Raw genomic sequence first — 16,859 nt, 5'->3', positions numbered from 1 at the left:
GACGGCCTTCGCGCCGTTCTCACAGAACTCGGCGGGCCGGCGGTGACCGCTCGGCTCCGGCCAGGCGCAGCCCGGGCAGTCGAATCCGTGCACCTGATTGACCCGGGCCAGGGTCCGCGCGGTGCGCACGACGCCCATATCGGATACCGCCCGCTGCAGAGCGACGGCCACCGCCCGGACCCCGGCCGCCTGCTCCTTCGGCGGAGTCACGGTCAGTTCGGACTCGTCGATATCGTCGGCCGGGGCGTTGCGGTGCATACCGACCATTGTGATCCACCTTCGTGGGCGGGGCCCGCCCTGGTTCCGGAGTCGCCGCGCGGGGGGTCACAAGGGCTCGACCGAGGCGCCGTAGTCAGGCGGATCCGCCATGGTAGGTCAGGACCTGCTCGCTGATGCGGATCCGGCCGCCGGGCGGGAGCTCGGTCGGGGACTGGCTGATCCGGGTCCAGCGCGGTTCGCCGGGCGTGGAGACGAAGGTTCCGGCGGCGGTTCCGGCGTCGCGGAGGAAGACCTTGCCCGAGTCGACCGAGAGGTAGGCGTGGACCCGGGAGATGTGGCGATCGCGCTGCAGGACCAGGGGAGCGGCGGTTTTGCGGCGTACCGATTCGTCGACCGAGGGGCCGCGGCCGATGACGTAGGCGCGGTCCAGCGGGTAGGCGGTACCGTCCTCGGCCACCAGGGTCGGCGGGGCCGGATGGGTTTGTTCGGCGCTGGGCGCGGCGCGGGTGTGCGGTTGGGGCCGGGCCGGTTCCTTCCGCAGGCGGATCGGTTCGGGATCCGCGCGCCCGGGCGCCGGCGCGGCCGACCACGCGCGGGTGCCGGGCAGTGGTTCCGCGGCGGGGGCTTCGGCGAGCCCGGTGCGGGGCCCGGAGTGCGATTCGGATACCGGCTCGCTCGCGGCCAGCCCGGCCGGTGCCGTCGCGACGGGTTCGTAGGCGGCCGCCGCTTTCTTCGCCGGGGTGGCGGCCCGGTTCCCGGTACTGCGGCGCACCGCGGCCTTGATGACGAACCCCCCGCCGGGCACCACCCCCGCGCGGAGATCGGTGCGCGGATACGGGGTGATCCGGCCGTCGGCTCCGGGGCCCACGGTCAGGGTGCGCACCGGGTCGCGCACGATCTCGTCCACCCAGGTGAAGGCGCGGGCGCCGACGAGCCGCCGGGAGCCCTCGGCGCCGGAGATCATCGCCGATACCGGGCCGCGCAGCAGAACGAGGGTGCCGTCGGCGGTGGGCGCGACGAGCCCGAACGGGGGCGGCTCCGAACCGGTCCCGAAGACGACCGCGGCGAGCCGCTGTGCGATGGCTGCCCCGGGATGCTCGGCGTCCGCCACGGCTTCGACCGCGCCGAGTATCCGCTCGGTGGACGCATTGGCGCCCACGAGATAGATCACGACATCACCGAACCGCGCGACCAGGCCCTCGCCCGGTGCGATCCCGATAGTGGACGTATCAACGCGCACCCGCGGCTCCTTCCTGGCGCACCACCGGATCCAGCATAGATGCGAATCCGTTACCCGGCTTATGAGATGGTGACGACGGATCGCCGGGGTGAGCGGGGGGACCACCTCGCCGCACGGAACAGAGAGTAGGGACCGTCATGCCGCTCAGCGCACCGGAAGAACGCACCGCGGTGGCCGCTGCCGGGCTATCGGCCGGGCAGCCGGCACTGTCGTACGTCCGGCGGGCAGGTGCGGCGTGATCCGGGCGGCGAGCGCCGCGGATATCCCGGTGCTGCAGGAGATCGAGGTGCGGGCGGGGCAGCCGTTCGCCGCGGTGGGGATGGACGCGGTCGCCGGTGACGAACCGCTGTCGGCCGAGGTGCTGGGCGAATTCGTCCTGGACGATCGCGCCTGGGTCTGGGAGGGCACGGATCGTGGCCCGGTGGGATATCTCATCGCGAGCATCATCGACGGGAACGCCCATATCGACCAGGTGTCGGTCCTGCCCGAATATCGTGGGGCGGGAATCGGCCGGCGCCTGATCGACTGCGCGGTGCGCTGGGCCGCCGACCACCGGTTGCCCGCGATAACGCTCACCACGTTCACCGAGGTGCCGTGGAACGGACCGTATTACCGGCGGCTGGGTTTCCGCTATCTCGATCCGGCCGCGGAGACCCCGCAACTGCACGCCTTGCGGGCCGCCGAGATCGCGCACGGTCTCGACCGCTGGCCCCGGTCGTGTATGTGGGCCGCGGTCGAGAACTGGGAATACGTCTGATTTCACACCGCGGCGGCCACCGCGGCCTCGGCGGCGGCCAGGGCGGCGGCCCGGTCGGCCGGGACCAGTCCGATCCGGGTGCGGCGATCCAGGAGGTCACCGGCGTCGAGGGCGCCCTCCTGCTCCAGTGACCAGCGGAACTCCGCCGCGAGCACATCCGCGCCGGGCGCGACCGGGACCGCCAGATCGGGGTTGGCGGCGGTCAGCGCGACGACCGCGGGGGCGTCGGCGCCGTAGCGTTCGATCAGGAGCTGTGGTGCGGCCAACCGGTCCCGTGCCGCGCCGGCGACCGCGCCGGCCAGCGGCAGATTCCTGGTCCGGCACGGTCCGGCGCCCAGGTGCGCTCGGGCCACGGCGGCGTCGACGGCGTCCTGCGCCATCTTGCGGTAGGTGGTGAGTTTGCCGCCGACCACCGTTACCAGCCCGCTCGGCGCGGTGAGGACCGCGTGCTCCCGGGAGATATCGGCCGTGCTGTCGCCGGCCGTGCGCAGGAGCGGCCGCAGGCCGGCGTAACTGCCGCGGATATCGGTGTGGGTCAGCGGGATGCGCAGCACTGTATTGACCGTGTCGAGCAGGAAGTCGATCTCGGTTTCGGTGGGTCGCGGTTCGTCGGGGACGGGTCCGGGCGCGTCCTCGTCGGTCAAGCCCAGATAGACCCGTCCGTGCGGGGCGGGCAGGGCGAAGATGAACCGGCCGACGGTGCCGGGCACCGGCACGGTCAGCGCCGCGGTGAGCCCGCCGAAGGCGGCGGCGTCGAACACCAGATGGGTGCCGCGGCTGGGTCGCAACTCGATACTCGGATCGACCTGGTCCGCCCAGACGCCGGCCGCGTTGACCACGGCCGCGGCGTGGACCGCGAGGCTTTCGCCGGTCAGGGTGTCGCGCAGGACGGCCCCGGCGCCGCCGACCTGCTGACGTTCCGTGCCGCGCGCGCCATCGCCGAGGCCGACGTGGTGATCTGGGCGGCGAGCCTGGTCCAGGCGGAGGTTCTCCAGCACGCGCGCGAGGACGCGGAGATCCTCGACTCGGCGGCCCTGTCCCTGGAGGACGTCGTGGCCGTGTACCGGCGGGCCCGTCAGGAGGGCCTGCGCGTCGCCAGGATCCACTCCGGTGACCCCGCCCTGTGGGGCGGCACCCAGGAGCAGCTCGACCGGTGTGCCGAACTCGGCCTGGCGACCGAGGTCGTGCCCGGGGTGTCCGCCTTCTCCGCCATCGCCGCGCTCGCGCAGCGCGAGCTGACCATCCCCGAGGTCGCGCAGTCCGTCGTCCTGACCCGGCTCGGCGGCGGCAAGACGCCCATGCCGCCCGGGGAGGAGGTCCGCGAGTTCGCCCGGCACGGCACCACCATGGCGATCTTCCTCTCCGCCGCCCGCAGCGGGCAGCTCGTGCGGGAGCTGCTGGAGGGCGGTTATCCGACGACGACCCCGGTCGTGGTGGCGTACCAGGCGACCTGGCCGGAGGAGCTGGTCGTGAAGTGCACGATCGGCACGCTGGAGGAGACGGTCAAGGAACACAAGCTCTGGAAGCACACCCTGTTCCTGGTCGGCCCGGCGCTCGACGCGCACGGCACGCGCTCGCATCTCTACCACCCGGGCCACTTCCACGGCTACCGCAAGGCCGACCCGGAGGCCCGCAAGGCCCTGCGCGAACGGGGTGCCCGTACATGATCGTCCGGCCTCCCGTACCTGTCGAGCGCATGGAAGACATCGCAGAAGGAGTCGCTCAGTGATCGGCCTCATTTCCGCCACGGCGGCGGGCGCGGCTGCGCGGGACCGGCTGGCCGCCGCGTGGCCGGACCGCACGCGCGTGTACGAGGGCCCCGTCGGGGACGCCGTACGGGCCGCGTTCGCGCAGTGCGAGCAGCTCGTGTGCTTCCTGGCGACGGGCGCGGTGGTGCGGCTGGTGGCGCCGCTGCTGTCCGGCAAGACGGCGGACCCGGGCGTGGTGTGCGTCGACGAGGGCGGCCGGTTCGCGGTGTCCCTGCTGGGCGGGCACGCCGGCGGGGCCAACGAACTCGCCCGGGAGGTCGGGGAGGTGCTGGGCGCCGAGCCGGTCGTGACCACGGCGACGGACGCGGCGGACCTGCCCGGCCTGGACACCCTCGGCCTGCCCGTGGAGGGCGATGTCGCCGGGGTCTCCCGGGCGTTGCTGGACGGTGAGGCGGTGGCGCTGCGGGCCGACGTGGCCTGGCCGCTGCCGCCGCTCCCGGTGGCCGCCGAGGGGTCGTACGCGATCCGGCTGACCGACCGGCTCGTCCGGGCGGCCGAGCGCGAGGTGGTGCTGCGCCCGCCGTCGCTGGTCGTGGGGGTCGGGGCGTCGAAGGGTGCCCCCGCCGAGGAGGTGCTCGGGCTGGTCGAGGGCGTCCTGCGGGAGGCCGGGCTGTCCGCCGCGTCGGTCGCCGAGCTCGCCACCGTCGACGCCAAGGCCGAAGAGCCCGGCATCGTCGAGGCCGCCCGGCGGCTCGGTGTGCCCCTGGTGACGTACCCGGCCGGGGAGTTGGCCGGGGTCGAGGTGCCCAACCCCTCCGACGCGCCGCTCGCCGCCGTCGGCACTCCCTCGGTCGCGGAGGCCGCCGCCCTGGTGCGCGGGGGCGAACTCCTCGTCCCCAAGCGGAAGTCGGCCGCGAGCCCCGCCATGGCGACCTGTGCCGTCGTACGGCGCCCGGGGCGCGGGCGGCTCGCGGTGGTCGGGCTCGGGCCGGGGGCCCGGGACCTGCTCACGCCGCGCGCGAAGGCGGAGCTCCGGCGCGCCTCCGTGCTCGTCGGGCTCGACCAGTACGTCCACCAGATCCGCGATCTGCTGCGGCCCGGCACCCGGATCCTGGAGTCGGGGCTGGGGGCCGAGGAGGAGCGGGCGCGCACGGCCGTCGAGGAGGCCCGCGCGGGGCGGGCCGTGGCGCTGATCGGCAGCGGGGACGCGGGCGTGTACGCCATGGCCTCCCCCGCACTCGCCGAGGCCTCCGACGACATCGACGTGGTCGGTGTGCCGGGTGTGACGGCGGCGCTGGCGGCCGGGGCGATCCTGGGCGCGCCGCTGGGCCACGACCACGTGTCGATCAGCCTGTCCGACCTGCACACGCCGTGGGAGGTCATCGAGCGGCGGGTACGGGCGGCGGCCGAGGCCGACATCGTGGTGACGTTCTACAATCCGCGTTCGCGCGGCCGTGACTGGCAGCTGCCCAAGGCGCTGGGCATCCTCGCCGAGCACCGGGCGCCGACGACGCCGGTCGGAGTCGTGCGCAACGCCTCGCGGCCGGACGAGTCCGCCCGGCTCACGACGCTGGCCGCGCTCGATCCGGCGACGGTCGACATGATGACGGTCGTCACCGTGGGCAACACCGCGACCCGCGAGATCGCGGGGCGCATGGTGACGCCGCGGGGCTACCGCTGGCAGGAGGAGCCCGAGTGAACCGCGCCGTCCCCCACCCCACGTCCGCCGAGGAGAACCTGTGACCACCCCGCCGCCCGCCTTGCTCATCGCCGGCCACGGCACCCGTGACGACGCCGGAGCCGAGGCGTTCCGCGACTTCGTGCGGGAGCTGGCGGCCCGCCACCCGGAACTGCCCGTCGCGGGCGGCTTCATCGAACTGTCCCCGCCGCCGCTGGGCGAGGCCGTCACCGAGCTGGTGGAGCGGGGCGTGCGGCGGTTCGCCGCCGTGCCGCTGATGCTGGTGTCCGCCGGGCACGCCAAGGGCGACATCCCGGCGGCGCTGGCCCGCGAGCAGGAGCGGCACCCCGGGATCTCGTACACGTACGGGCGTCCGCTCGGTCCGCACCCGGCGCTGCTGAACGTGCTGGAGCGGCGGCTGGACGAGGCGCTGGGCGGCGCCGCGGGGCGCAGGCCGGGTGACCGGGCCGATGTGACGGTGCTGCTGGTGGGGCGCGGGTCGACGGACCCGGACGCCAACGCCGAGGTGCACAAGGCGGCGCGGCTGCTGTGGGAGGGGCGCGGGTACGCCGGGGTCGAGACGGCGTTCGTGTCGCTGGCGGCTCCGGACGTGCCCAGCGGCCTGGACCGGTGCGCGCGGCTGGGCGCCCGCCGGATCGTGGTGCTCCCCTACTTCCTGTTCACGGGCATCCTGCCGGACCGGGTGCGCCTCCAGACGGAGGGCTGGGCGGCGGCGCACCCGGAGGTCGAGGTGCGCTCGGCCGACGTGATCGGGCCGGAGCCGGAGCTGCTGGACCTGGTGTGGGAGCGGTACACGGAGGCCGTCGAGGGCGATCTGCGGATGAACTGCGACTCGTGCGTGTACCGGATCGCGCTGCCGGGCTTCGAGGACAAGGTGGGGCTGCCGCAGCAGCCGCACTTCCACCCGGACGACGACGGCCACCACCACGGGCACGGGCACCACCACGGGGCGCACTCCCATGCCCACTGACGGCGGGCACGATCTGCGGCACCACGGGGACGCGGAGGTCCGCGACGACGGCGGCTCGCTCGTCGACCTCGCCGTCAACGTCCGCGCGGACACCCCGCCGGCGTGGCTGCGGGAGCACATCGCCGCGTCGCTGGGCGGCTTGGCGGCCTACCCGGACGGGCGGGCCGCCCGCGCGGCGGTGGCGGCGCGGCACGGCCTGCCGGTGGAGCGGGTGCTGCTCACGGCGGGGGCGGCGGAGGCGTTCGTGCTGCTGGCGCGGGCGCTGAAGGTGCGCCGGCCGGTCGTGGTCCACCCTCAATTCACGGAGCCGGAGGCCGCGCTTCGGGACGCCGGGCACACGGTCGACCGGGTGCTGCTGCGGGAGGAGGACGGCTTCCGGCTGGACCCGGCGGCCGTCCCCGAGGCCGCGGACCTGGTGGTGATCGGCAATCCCACGAACCCGACGTCGGTGCTGCACCCGGCGGACGTGATCGCCTCCCTCACCCGGCCGGGGCGGCTGCTGGTGGTGGACGAGGCGTTCATGGACGCGGTGCCGGGCGAGCGGGAGTCCCTCGCGGACCGTGTCGACGTGCCCGGCCTCGTGGTGCTGCGCAGCCTGACCAAGACGTGGGGGCTGGCGGGCCTGCGGATCGGGTACGTGCTGGCGGCGCCGGAGACCGTCGAGGACCTGGATCGGGCGCAGCCGCTGTGGCCGGTGTCGACACCGGCGCTGGCCGCGGCACGGGCGTGCGTGGGGCCACGGGCGGTGGCGGAGGCGGCTCACGCGGCGTACCGCATCGCCGCGGACCGGGCCCATCTGCTGGCGGGCCTGGCCCGCTTCGCCCCGGCCGGGCTGCGGGTGGTCGAGCCCGCGCAGGGCCCGTTCGTCCTGATCCGGCTTCCGCACGCGGCTGCCGTCCGCGGCCGTCTGCGCGGCCTCGGCTACGCCGTGCGGCGCGGGGACACCTTCCCCGGCCTGGACGGGGAGTGGCTGCGGCTGGCGGTGCGGGACCGGGCGACGGTGGACGGGTTCCTGCGGGCGCTGGAGCGTGCGGTGGCGGGCTGACGGCTCACCGCCGGGCGGTTCCGGCCGTCTCCCGCGCGATGGGTGTGCCGTTCGCGGGGCGGCGGGTCAGCAGGACGCTGGTGACGGCGACCCAGAGCCCGCCGGCCGCGAAGGCGATGTAGCCGACCCAGGGGATGAAGACCAGCACGCCGATGACGACGGCCGCCCAGGCCAGCCAGTGGGGCAGCGGGCTGACGGCGGCGCGGAAGGTGGCCAGGCCCGCGCCCAGCAGCAACAGGCCCATGCCGCCGACGAAGGGGATGAAGAAGTCCTCGTTGAAGGTGTTGAGGGCCTGGAGCGCGGGGCCGGAGGCCGTCGGTTCGCCGGCGAGGTCCACCAGGGCCAGGGTCAGCGTGGCCCCGGTCAGGAAGCCGATGGCGAGCAGCAGCCCGCCGCCGATGACCACCCGGTGCAGCCAGCCGCCGCCCGCCGGGACGTCCCGTACGACACCGGCCAGGTGGGCGGCGAAGAAGACGATGAACACCGCCGCCAGCACCAGCAGGTACAGGCTCGCCCACGTCTGGCCCTGGTGATCCTCGTAGAACGCCCTGACCTCACGGCCGGTGGCGTCGAAGGCGGGTGTGTCGCCGAGCAGCGCGAAACCGGTGATGGTCAGGATGACGGCCAGCAGTCCGCTCAGAGGTGCGACGCGCATCGGAACCTCCCGCTCCGGCAGGATTCGTCCTCGCCTTCCACGCTCGCAGGGGTCCACGTGCCCCGCCATCCAGGGGCCTGGAGGCCGCCTCGGCCGGCCCCCTGTGGCCTACCCGACCACGCGCCCGTTCAACACGACCCGGCGCGGCGCGGTCAGCACGCCCACGTTCTTGCGCGGGTCCTCGTCGTAGACGACGAGGTCGGCCGGGGCGCCCTCGTCCAGGCCGGGGCGGCCGAGCCAGGCCCGGGCCGTCCAGGTCCCCGCCGCCAGGGCCTCGACGGGCGGGATGCCGGCCGTGACCAGTTCGGCGACCTCCGCCGCCGCGAGGCCGTGGGCGAGTCCGCCGCCGGCGTCGGTGCCGACGAAGACCGGGATCCCGGCGTCGTAGGCGCTGCGTACGGTGTCGTAGCGGCGCTCGTGGAGCCGGCGCATATGGGCCGACCAGCGCGGGAACCTGGCCTCGCCGCCGTCGGCGAGCTGCGGGAACGTCGCGATGTTGACCAGGGTCGGGACGATGGCGACGCCCCGTTCGGCGAACAGCGGGATGAGGTCCTCGGTCAGTCCCGTGGCGTGTTCGACGCAGTCGATGCCCGCCTCGACGAGGTCCTGGAGGGAGTCCTCCGCGAAGCAGTGCGCGGTGACCCGGGCGCCCAGGCGGTGTGCCTCGGCGATCGCCGCCTCGACCGCCCCGCGCGGCCAGCAGGCCGACAGGTCGCCGAGGTCGCGGTCGATCCAGTCGCCGACCAGCTTCACCCAGCCGTCGCCGCGCCGGGCCTCCTGGGCGACGTAGGCGACCAGGTCGTCCGGCTCGATCTCCCAGGCGTAGTTGCGGATGTAGCGGCGGGTGCGGGCGATGTGCCGCCCGGCGCGGATGATCTTCGGCAGGTCGGCGCGGTCGTCGATCCAGCGGGTGTCGGAGGGCGAGCCCGCGTCGCGGATCAGCAGCGTGCCCGCGTCCCGGTCGGTCAGTGCCTGCTTCTCGGCGACGTCCCTGGGGACCGCGCCGTGCCGGTCGAGTCCCACGTGGCAGTGCGCGTCGACGAGGCCGGGCAGGGCCCAGCCGCGGACGGTACGGATGTCGCGGGCGCCGGCGGGACGGTCGTAGGAGATCCGGCCGTCGACGACCCACAGCTCGTCGCGGACCTCGTCGGGCCCGACGAGCACCCGTCCCTTCACGTGCAGCACCGCTTGGTTCATGTACGGCACCTTATTGAACCCGCCCCCTGCGGGATGAGGGGGCTTCCTGGCTCACGCCGCTCAGCTGTTCAGCGAACGATCGAGTCTTACGCGATCAGCACCAGCCGGGACGGAACCTGCCCGGTCTGATCAGGGTAGAGCAACTAGTCGGCGCCGCTCGCCCTTTCCTGCGAATCCTCCTCCACCTCGGCCATCGCCGGGTCGAGGAGGCGGGAGAGGAAGTGGCGGGTGCGGTCGTGGCGCGGGTCGCCGATGACCTGCTCGGGGGTGCCGTCCTCGACGATCACGCCGCCGTCCATGAAGACGACCCGGTCGGCGACCTCGCGGGCGAAGGTCATCTCGTGGGTGACGACCATCATCGTCATGCCCTCGTCGGCGAGCATGCGCATCACCGCGAGGACGTCCCCGACCAGTTCGGGGTCCAGCGCCGAGGTCGGCTCGTCGAACAGCATCACCTCGGGGCCCATGGCCAGGGCCCGTGCGATGGCGACACGCTGCTGCTGGCCGCCGGAGAGGGAGGAGGGGTAGGCCGCCGCCTTCTCGGACAGCCCCACCCGCGCCAGGTTCTCGGCGGCCACCTTCGCGGCCGCCGCCTTGTCGCGGCGGAGCACCCGGCGCTGCGGCAGCGTGAGGTTCTCGGTCACCGTCAGGTGCGGGAAGAGGTTGAACTGCTGGAAGACCATGCCGATGCGGCGGCGTGCGGCGTCGATGTCGACGTCCGGGTCGGTCAGTTCGGTACCGCCGACGAACACCTGCCCCTTGGTCGGTTCCTCCAGCAGGTTCACGCAGCGCAGCAGCGTCGACTTGCCGGAGCCGGACGGGCCGATGACACAGACCACCTCGCCCCGGCCGATCTCCAGGTCGATGCCGCGCAGCACCTCGTTGGCGCCGAACGACTTGTGCAGCGCGCGTACCTCGATCTCGGGTCGGCTCATTTCACGGCCTCCTGGGCCTTCGCCTCCATGCGGCGTACGACGAAGCCGAGCGGGATCGTGACCAGCAGGTAGCACAGTCCGGCGACCAGGATCGGCGTGGAGTTGGCGGTCTGGCTGGCCAGGTCGCGGCCGTACTTGGACAGTTCGCGCTCCTCCAGGGTGACGCCGAGGAACAGCACCAGCGAGGAGTCCTTGAACAGCAGCACCAGTTCGTTGGTGAGCGGCGGGAGGATGACGCGGAACGCCTGCGGGATGATGATGGAGATCATGGCCCGCGGGGGCGAGAAGCCGAGCGAACGGGCCGCCTCCATCTGTCCCTTGGGCACGGCCTGGATGCCGGCGCGGATCGTCTCGGCCATGTACGCGGCGGCCACCAGGCCGAGCGCGAGAGCGACCTTGCCGTACGTGCCGCCGATGATCTCGGTGCCCGGGAAGGCCAGCGGTACGGCGACGCCGATGAAGATGAAGATCAGCAGGGCGGGCAGGCCGCGGAAGATCTCGATGTAGATCCCGGCGAGCCAGCGGTACGGCCCCACGGAGGACAGCCGCATCAGCGCGATCACCATGCCGAGGGCCAGTCCCACGGCGAAGCCGGTCACCGTGTAGAGCACGGTGTTCTTCAGCGCCAGCTCGATGACGTCCGGGAACATGCGCTCGGCGATGTCCGCCTGCGCGAACTGGTTCTGGAGCCGGTCCCAGTCGGCGGAGACCGCGAAGGCGATCACGGCCGCGACGAAGACGGCGTACTGGACGCCGCGCGAGAGGCTGCGCTTCTGCCGCCGGGTGAGGCCCTTCTTCTTCGGCTGGACTTCGGGCGTGGCCGTGTCCGTCATGAGGCGGCCGGCGACGCGGCGGACTCGTCGTACGGGCCGATCCACTGTTCGTACAGCTTCTTGTACGTACCGTCGGCCTTGGCGTCCTCAATCGCCTTGTTGATCGCGGCGAGGAGCTTGGTGTTGCCCTTTTTCACCGTGAAGCCGTACTGCTCGCCGGTCTCGATGTTGTCGACGACCTTGAAGGCGTCCGCGTTGGCCTTGTCCTTCAGCCAGCCCTGGACGACCGGGTAGTCGATGACGACGGCCTGGACCTGGCCGGTGCGCAGGCCGTTGAGGACGGCGTCGGAGGACTCGAAGGAGACCGGGTCGAGGCCCTTGCTCTTGGCGTAGTCCTCACCGGTCGTCTGCGCCTGGGCGCCGAGCTTCTTGCCCTTGAGTCCGGCGAAGGAGGAGATGCCGCTCTGCTTGTCGACCAGTACGGCCTGGGTGGCGTTGAAGTACGGGTCGGAGAAGTCGACGTTCTTCTTGCGCTCCTCGGTGATGGTCATGCCGGCGGCGGCGAGGTCGCACTGGCCGGCGTTGAGGGACCCGCCGGTCTTGAAGTTCTCGAAGGGCTGGTCGACGATGTCCTGCTTCACGCCCAGGTCCTTGGCGACCAGGTCGATCAGCGACACGTCGAAGCCCTGCACCTTGCCGTCGATCTCCGACTGGAACGGCGGATACGGCAGGTGGGTGCAGGTGGTGAGCTGGCCCGCCCTGACGAGTTCGACGCCGCCCGCGGCCGTCTTCTTGCCGCTGCCGCCGTCGTCGGTGGAGGTGCAGCCGGCCACGAGCAGCAGCCCGGCCGTCGCGGTGGTGGCGGCCAGGATGCGGGCCCGGTGCCCGGGGTGCGTGTTCACGGCGAGCCTCCTGTGAGTGAACTGCGGGTTCTGATCATAAGGAGAAGTTTGAGTTGCTGAAAACAATCCGATGGCTGCGGGGACGCCGGGCCTGGGAAGTCACCGGTCGTAGGGGGCTGGGGCGCGGCGGTTACGCTCGTTCCCGTTGTTCCCGCGAGTAGTCCCCGCACGTGAAGAGAGTGCCACCGTGACGCATCCGTTTCTGGACCTGACCCCGCTCGGTGCGGACCGTTTCGCCGCGATCGAGGACCGTGTGGCCCGGCTGCTGAGCACCGAGCACGACGTCGTGATCATGCAGGGCGAGGCACTGCTGCCGCTGGAGGGCGCGATCCGTGCCGCGGCCGGCCCGGGCACGACGGCCCTGAACGTGATCACGGGCCCCTACGGGCAGACCTTCGGCGACTGGCTGCGGGACTGCGGGGCGACGGTGGTCGACCTGGCGGTGCCCTTCCACACGGCGGTCACGGCCGAGCAGATCCGGCAGGCCTTCGCCGAGCACCCGGAGATCGACTTCGTGTCGCTGGTGCACGCGGAGGCAGCGACCGGCAACACCAACCCGGTCGCGGAGATCGGCGCGGTGGTGCGGGAGCACGGGGCTCTGTTCTATCTGGACGCGGTGGCGTCGATCGGTGCCGAGCCGGTGCTGCCGGACGCGTGGGGCGTGGACCTGTGCGTGATCGGGGCGCAGAAGGCGATGGGCGGGCCGGCCGGTGTGTCGGCCGTGTCGGTGAGCGAGCGGGCCTGGGCGCGGATGGCGGCGAACCCGCGGGCGCCGCGGCGGTCGTACCTGTCGCTGCTCGACTGGAAGGAGCGGTGGCTCGACGGTGGCCGCAAGGCGCTGCCGCACGCTCCGGCGCAGCTGGAGATGCTGGCGCTTGAGGCGTGCGTGGAGCGGATCGAGGCGGTGGGGCCGGACGCCGTGATGGCCCGGCACGCCTGTGCCGCGGCGGCCACGCGGGCCGGGGCGGTCGCGCTCGGTGGCGGGCTGGAGCCGTATGTGTACGAGGCCCGGGACGCGGCGCCGGTCGCCACGACGCTGAGGGCGCCGTCCGGGGTGGTGGCGTCGCAGCTGGTGGCCAGGGCGCTCCAGGCGGATCCGGCGGTGCCGCTCGCGGCGGGCGGGGGTGCGCTGGCCAAGGAGATGATCCGGGTCAACCACTACGGGGCGGATGCGACGCCGGGGGCCGTGCGGGCGAGCCTGGCGGCCTTGGGGACCGCGCTCTCGGAGGCGGGACTGTCGGTGGACGTGACGGGGGCGCTACGGGCGACCGAGGAGGCATGGCGCCAGCCCGCGCCCGCCACCGGGCGGTAGCGGGGGTCCGCCGCCGGGCGGCAACAGGGGTCCGCCGCCGGGCAGCAGCCGACACCCATCGCCCGGCGGCAACCGGCACCCACCACCAGGCGGCAGCCGGCCCCGCCACCAGGCGGCAACAGGCACCCGCCGCCAGGCAGTAGCTGGGACCCGCCGCCAGGCGGCAACCGGCCCCGACGCCAGGCAGCAGCCGACACCCACCACCGGGCGGCAACCGCCACCAGGCAGCAGCTGGGAACCGCCGCCAGGCGGCAACCGGCACCGACGCCAGGCAGCAACCGACACCCACCACCGGGCGGCAACCGGCACCCGCCACCAGGCAGCAGCTGGGAACCGCCGCCAGGCGGCAACCGGCCCCGCCACCAGGCAGCAGCCGACACCCACCACCGGGCGGCAACCGGCACCCGCCACCAGGCAGTAGCTGGGACCCGCCGCCAGGCGGCAGCCGGCACCGACGCCAGGCAGCAACCGGCACCCACCACCGGGCGGCAGCCGACAGCCACCACCGGGCGGCACCCACCACCAGGCGACAGCCCGGGCCCGCCACCAGGCAGCAACCAGCACCCACCACCAGGCAGCAGGCCGACACCCACCACCAGGCGGCACCCCGGGCCCACCACCAGGCAGCGGTCGGCACCCGCCGCCAGGCGGTAGCCGGGCGGCGGCGTTGTCAGTGGTCCGTGCCATGCTCCCCGCATGACCACCGACACTCCCGCCGGCGCCGCCGCCGGTGCCCCCCACACCCTTCCCGACGGCCGTCCCATCCCGCATCTCACCGGTGACGAGCGGGCCATGCTCGAGAGCTGGCTGGACTTCCACCGGGCCACGCTGGAGCTGAAGTGCGCCGGGCTGGACGACGCGCAGGTGCGGACGGCGTCGACCGAGCCGTCCGCGCTGACGCTGCTCGGGCTGGTGCAGCACCTCGCCGAGGTCGAGCGGAACTGGTTCCAGCGGGTCGCCGCCGGCCTCGACGTGCCACCGGTGTACGAGGACGGCACTGGCTACACGCTGGACCCCGGGCGGGGGCTCGACGAGGCGCTAGGGGTCTGGCGGCGGGAGATCGCGCGGGGCAGGGAGCTGTGCGCGGGGCTGCCGCTGGACCACATCGGGCGGGTCGCCGAGGGGCCGGTGCCCGGGATGGAGGTCAGCATGCGCTGGGTGCTGATCCACATGATCGAGGAGTACGCACGGCACAACGGTCACGCCGATCTCCTGCGAGAACGCATCGACGGAGTGACCGGGGCTTGAATTGCACGTGATTCCGAAGCGACCCATATGTAAGCTGGCACACAATTAGGAATTCTTTCAAGAACAGCTTCCCGTATTCTTCTGCCCGCTTTCTCCGATCCTAAACCAGAAGATTTTGAGAACACCCGGAGAGGGAATTCGGGCAGATCTCGTGGGGATTACATGGCTGTGACGCGTTACACATCGTGACCATTATGCCCGGTATTACCCGTACAATACCGGGCATATTGCCGCCATGAGCTGTGAAGCCTCGCGCTCGCGCGATAACACAGACCCGGCCCATCCGTAACCCCTCTCGGCGATGCAATTTCGATTTTCGCTGGGTAAGTTCAATTCGCATGACTGCCGTACAAGCAGATCCGCAAATCGACCGCCCCACGGTGGCTGACGGAGCCGCACTCTGGCGGATGGCGAAGGACTCGAAGGTTCTCGACCTGAACTCGTCCTACAGCTATCTGCTGTGGTGCCGCGACTTCGCGGCCACGTCGGCCGTAGCGCGTGACGAGCACGGCGAGCCGATGGGTTTCATCACCGGGTACGTGCGGCCGGACAGCCCGCGCACCCTGCTGGTCTGGCAGGTGGCGGTGGACGAGGCGCACCGCGGGCGCGGGCTGGCCGCCACGCTGCTCGACGGTCTGGTCGCCCGGACCGCCACCGAGCGCGGGGTGACGACGGTGGAGACCACCATCACCCCGGGCAACACCGCCTCGGAGCGCCTGTTCACATCGTTCGCCGAGCGGCACGGCGCCCGGCTGGAGCGCGAGGTGCTGTTCGACACGGCCGTGTTCCCCGACGGGCCGCACGACCCCGAGGTCCTGTACCGCATCGGCCCGCTGGCCCCCTGACTTTCCCCCCGACTCCCGCAGACTTCCCCCACGCACCGAGGAGCGATTCGTCGTGACCATCACCCAGCCCGACCTGAGCGTCTTCGAGACCGTCGAGTCCGAGGTACGCAGCTACTGCCGCGGCTGGCCCACCGTCTTCGACCGTGCGGTGGGCAGCCGCATGTACGACGAGGACGGCCATGAGTACCTCGACTTCTTCGCCGGAGCCGGGTCACTGAACTACGGGCACAACAACCCCGTCCTGAAACGCGCCGTGATCGACTACCTGGAGCGGGACGGCGTCACGCACGGGCTCGACATGTCGACCACCGCCAAGCGCACGTTCCTGGAGGCCTTCCAGAACCTGCTGCTGCGGCCGCGCGACCTGCCGTACAAGGTCATGTTCCCGGGCCCGACCGGCACCAACGCCGTGGAGGCCGCGCTGAAGCTGGCGCGGAAGGTGAAGGGGCGCGAGTCGATCGTGTCGTTCACCAACGCCTTCCACGGCATGTCGCTGGGCTCGCTGGCCGTGACCGGCAACGCCTTCAAGCGGGCCGGCGCCGGTATCCCGCTGGTGCACGGCACGCCCATGCCGTTCGACAACTACTTCGACGGCACCGTCGAGGACTTCCTGTGGTTCGAGCGGCTGCTGGAGGACCAGGGCTCCGGCCTGAACAAGCCGGCCGCCGTGATCGTCGAGACCGTGCAGGGCGAGGGCGGCATCAACGTGGCCCGGCCCGAGTGGCTGCGCGCCCTGTCCGAGCTGTGCGAGCGGCAGGACATGCTGCTGATCGTCGACGACATCCAGATGGGCTGCGGCCGTACCGGCGCCTTCTTCTCCTTCGAGGAGGCGGGCATCGTGCCGGACATCGTCACCGTCTCGAAGTCGATCAGCGGCTACGGCCTGCCCATGTCGCTGTGCCTGTTCAAGCCCGAGCTCGACGTGTGGGAGCCGGGCGAGCACAACGGCACCTTCCGCGGCAACAACCCCGCCTTCGTCACCGCCACCGCGGCCCTGGAGGCGTACTGGGCCGACGGCTCCGCGATGGAGAAGCAGACCCGCAAGCGCGGCGAACAGGTCGAGCAGGCGCTGATCTCCATCACCGAGGAGAACCTGGCCGACGTGAAGGAGTACCGGGGCCGCGGCCTGGTGTGGGGCATGGAGTTCCACGACAAGGACCGCGCGGGCAAGGTCGCCAAGCGCGCCTTCGAGCTCGGGCTGCTCATCGAGACGTCCGGGCCGGAGAGCGAGGTCGTGAAACTGCTTCCCGCCCTCACCATCACGCCCGAGGAGCTGGACGAGGGCCTGTCGACGCTGGCCCGCGCCGTCCGCGAGACCGCCTGACCGAACAACCGGCACCACCCCATCAAGGA

The 16,859-nt window shown here is 72.5% G+C and carries 16 protein-coding genes and 1 pseudogene; 9 read left to right on the top strand and 8 right to left on the bottom strand.

The features are described 5' to 3' along the window. Positions 1 to 258 (bottom strand): annotated as a pseudogene (locus CCL05_RS23410) (hypothetical protein); the annotation flags it as partial. A gap of 94 nt (positions 259 to 352) precedes the next feature. Continuing rightward, the gene (locus CCL05_RS23405; RefSeq protein WP_030523245.1) at positions 353 to 1,459 is read right to left on the bottom strand and encodes an FHA domain-containing protein; all 1,107 of its coding nucleotides are present in this window, start codon (positions 1,457 to 1,459) and stop codon (positions 353 to 355) included. A gap of 235 nt (positions 1,460 to 1,694) precedes the next feature. Here CCL05_RS23405 and CCL05_RS23400 point away from each other — a divergent pair, with 235 nt between their 5' ends. Then, the gene (locus CCL05_RS23400; RefSeq protein WP_244204374.1) at positions 1,695 to 2,216 is read left to right on the top strand and encodes a GNAT family N-acetyltransferase; all 522 of its coding nucleotides are present in this window, start codon (positions 1,695 to 1,697) and stop codon (positions 2,214 to 2,216) included. Positions 2,217 to 2,218: 2 nt separating this feature from the next. On the opposite strand, the gene CCL05_RS23395 is transcribed toward CCL05_RS23400, so the two are convergent. After that, the gene (locus tag CCL05_RS23395) at positions 2,219 to 3,055 is read right to left on the bottom strand and encodes a glycerol-3-phosphate dehydrogenase C-terminal domain-containing protein (RefSeq protein WP_244204373.1); all 837 of its coding nucleotides are present in this window, start codon (positions 3,053 to 3,055) and stop codon (positions 2,219 to 2,221) included. Between the two features lie 9 nt (positions 3,056 to 3,064). Between CCL05_RS23395 and cobM the strand changes: the two genes are divergently transcribed. The 4 genes from cobM to cobC are packed head-to-tail and all read left to right on the top strand — an operon-like array spanning position 3,065 to position 7,639. Then, positions 3,065 to 3,883, top strand: a complete 819-nt coding sequence (gene cobM / locus CCL05_RS23390; protein WP_086562444.1) for a precorrin-4 C(11)-methyltransferase — start codon at positions 3,065 to 3,067, stop codon at positions 3,881 to 3,883. Between the two features lie 58 nt (positions 3,884 to 3,941). Then, complete coding sequence (gene cobJ, locus CCL05_RS23385) at positions 3,942 to 5,624, top strand: precorrin-3B C(17)-methyltransferase (RefSeq protein WP_086562443.1); 1,683 nt, start codon at positions 3,942 to 3,944, stop codon at positions 5,622 to 5,624. Between the two features lie 40 nt (positions 5,625 to 5,664). Further along, complete coding sequence (locus CCL05_RS23380) at positions 5,665 to 6,594, top strand: sirohydrochlorin chelatase (protein ID WP_086562442.1); 930 nt, start codon at positions 5,665 to 5,667, stop codon at positions 6,592 to 6,594. Next, positions 6,584 to 7,639, top strand: a complete 1,056-nt coding sequence (gene cobC / locus CCL05_RS23375) for an Rv2231c family histidinol phosphate aminotransferase CobC (protein WP_086562441.1) — start codon at positions 6,584 to 6,586, stop codon at positions 7,637 to 7,639. Before CCL05_RS23380 ends, cobC begins: the two co-directional genes overlap by 11 nt. A gap of 4 nt (positions 7,640 to 7,643) precedes the next feature. On the opposite strand, the gene CCL05_RS23370 is transcribed toward cobC, so the two are convergent. From CCL05_RS23370 to CCL05_RS23350, 5 genes are all read right to left on the bottom strand, one after another. Then, positions 7,644 to 8,294: a hypothetical protein gene (locus CCL05_RS23370; protein WP_086562440.1), complete on the bottom strand. Its 651-nt coding sequence runs from the start codon at positions 8,292 to 8,294 to the stop codon at positions 7,644 to 7,646. 108 nt (positions 8,295 to 8,402) lie between these two features. Beyond that, positions 8,403 to 9,491, bottom strand: a complete 1,089-nt coding sequence (locus CCL05_RS23365) for an amidohydrolase family protein (protein WP_086562439.1) — start codon at positions 9,489 to 9,491, stop codon at positions 8,403 to 8,405. 143 nt (positions 9,492 to 9,634) lie between these two features. Then, positions 9,635 to 10,426 (bottom strand): amino acid ABC transporter ATP-binding protein, encoded by a 792-nt coding sequence (locus CCL05_RS23360; RefSeq protein WP_086562438.1) that lies wholly within the window; start codon positions 10,424 to 10,426, stop codon positions 9,635 to 9,637. Then, positions 10,423 to 11,259, bottom strand: coding sequence for an amino acid ABC transporter permease (locus CCL05_RS23355; RefSeq protein ID WP_086562437.1), 837 nt, complete (start codon positions 11,257 to 11,259; stop codon positions 10,423 to 10,425). Before CCL05_RS23355 ends, CCL05_RS23360 begins: the two co-directional genes overlap by 4 nt. Continuing rightward, positions 11,256 to 12,101: a basic amino acid ABC transporter substrate-binding protein gene (locus CCL05_RS23350; RefSeq protein ID WP_086562436.1), complete on the bottom strand. Its 846-nt coding sequence runs from the start codon at positions 12,099 to 12,101 to the stop codon at positions 11,256 to 11,258. The genes CCL05_RS23355 and CCL05_RS23350 overlap by 4 nt, the downstream gene beginning before the upstream one ends. Positions 12,102 to 12,288: 187 nt before the next feature. On the opposite strand from CCL05_RS23350, the gene CCL05_RS23345 reads away from it, so the two are divergent. The 4 genes from CCL05_RS23345 (at position 12,289) to ectB (ending at position 16,830) form a co-directional block, all read left to right on the top strand. Then, positions 12,289 to 13,413 (top strand): pyridoxal-phosphate-dependent aminotransferase family protein, encoded by a 1,125-nt coding sequence (locus CCL05_RS23345; protein WP_086562435.1) that lies wholly within the window; start codon positions 12,289 to 12,291, stop codon positions 13,411 to 13,413. A gap of 696 nt (positions 13,414 to 14,109) precedes the next feature. After that, the gene (locus tag CCL05_RS23340; protein WP_086562434.1) at positions 14,110 to 14,661 is read left to right on the top strand and encodes a DinB family protein; all 552 of its coding nucleotides are present in this window, start codon (positions 14,110 to 14,112) and stop codon (positions 14,659 to 14,661) included. 338 nt (positions 14,662 to 14,999) lie between these two features. Beyond that, positions 15,000 to 15,506: a diaminobutyrate acetyltransferase gene (gene ectA / locus CCL05_RS23335; RefSeq protein WP_086562433.1), complete on the top strand. Its 507-nt coding sequence runs from the start codon at positions 15,000 to 15,002 to the stop codon at positions 15,504 to 15,506. A 52-nt stretch (positions 15,507 to 15,558) separates the two neighbouring features. Then, positions 15,559 to 16,830 carry a diaminobutyrate--2-oxoglutarate transaminase gene (gene ectB / locus CCL05_RS23330; RefSeq protein ID WP_086562432.1) on the top strand — a complete coding sequence of 424 codons (1,272 nt, stop codon included), beginning with the start codon at positions 15,559 to 15,561 and terminating at the stop codon, positions 16,828 to 16,830. The last annotated feature ends 29 nt before the right edge of the window (positions 16,831 to 16,859 follow it).

The sequence above is a fragment of the Streptomyces africanus genome (assembly GCF_002150735.1).
GTDB lineage: Bacteria > Actinomycetota > Actinomycetes > Streptomycetales > Streptomycetaceae > Streptomyces > Streptomyces africanus.
This window is presented reverse-complemented; position numbering and strand designations above follow the sequence as displayed.

Excerpts from the sequence above, each read along its gene's own strand:
- CCL05_RS23360 (WP_086562438.1), bottom strand. The coding sequence starts at position 10,426 with ATGAGCCGACCCGAGATCGAGGTACGCGCGCTGCACAAGTCGTTCGGC.
- CCL05_RS23340 (WP_086562434.1), top strand. The coding sequence starts at position 14,110 with ATGACCACCGACACTCCCGCCGGCGCCGCCGCCGGTGCCCCCCACACC.
- CCL05_RS23370 (WP_086562440.1), bottom strand. The coding sequence starts at position 8,294 with ATGCGCGTCGCACCTCTGAGCGGACTGCTGGCCGTCATCCTGACCATC.
- cobC (WP_086562441.1), top strand. The coding sequence starts at position 6,584 with ATGCCCACTGACGGCGGGCACGATCTGCGGCACCACGGGGACGCGGAG.
- CCL05_RS23365 (WP_086562439.1), bottom strand. The coding sequence starts at position 9,491 with ATGAACCAAGCGGTGCTGCACGTGAAGGGACGGGTGCTCGTCGGGCCC.
- ectA (WP_086562433.1), top strand. The coding sequence starts at position 15,000 with ATGACTGCCGTACAAGCAGATCCGCAAATCGACCGCCCCACGGTGGCT.
- CCL05_RS23355 (WP_086562437.1), bottom strand. The coding sequence starts at position 11,259 with ATGACGGACACGGCCACGCCCGAAGTCCAGCCGAAGAAGAAGGGCCTC.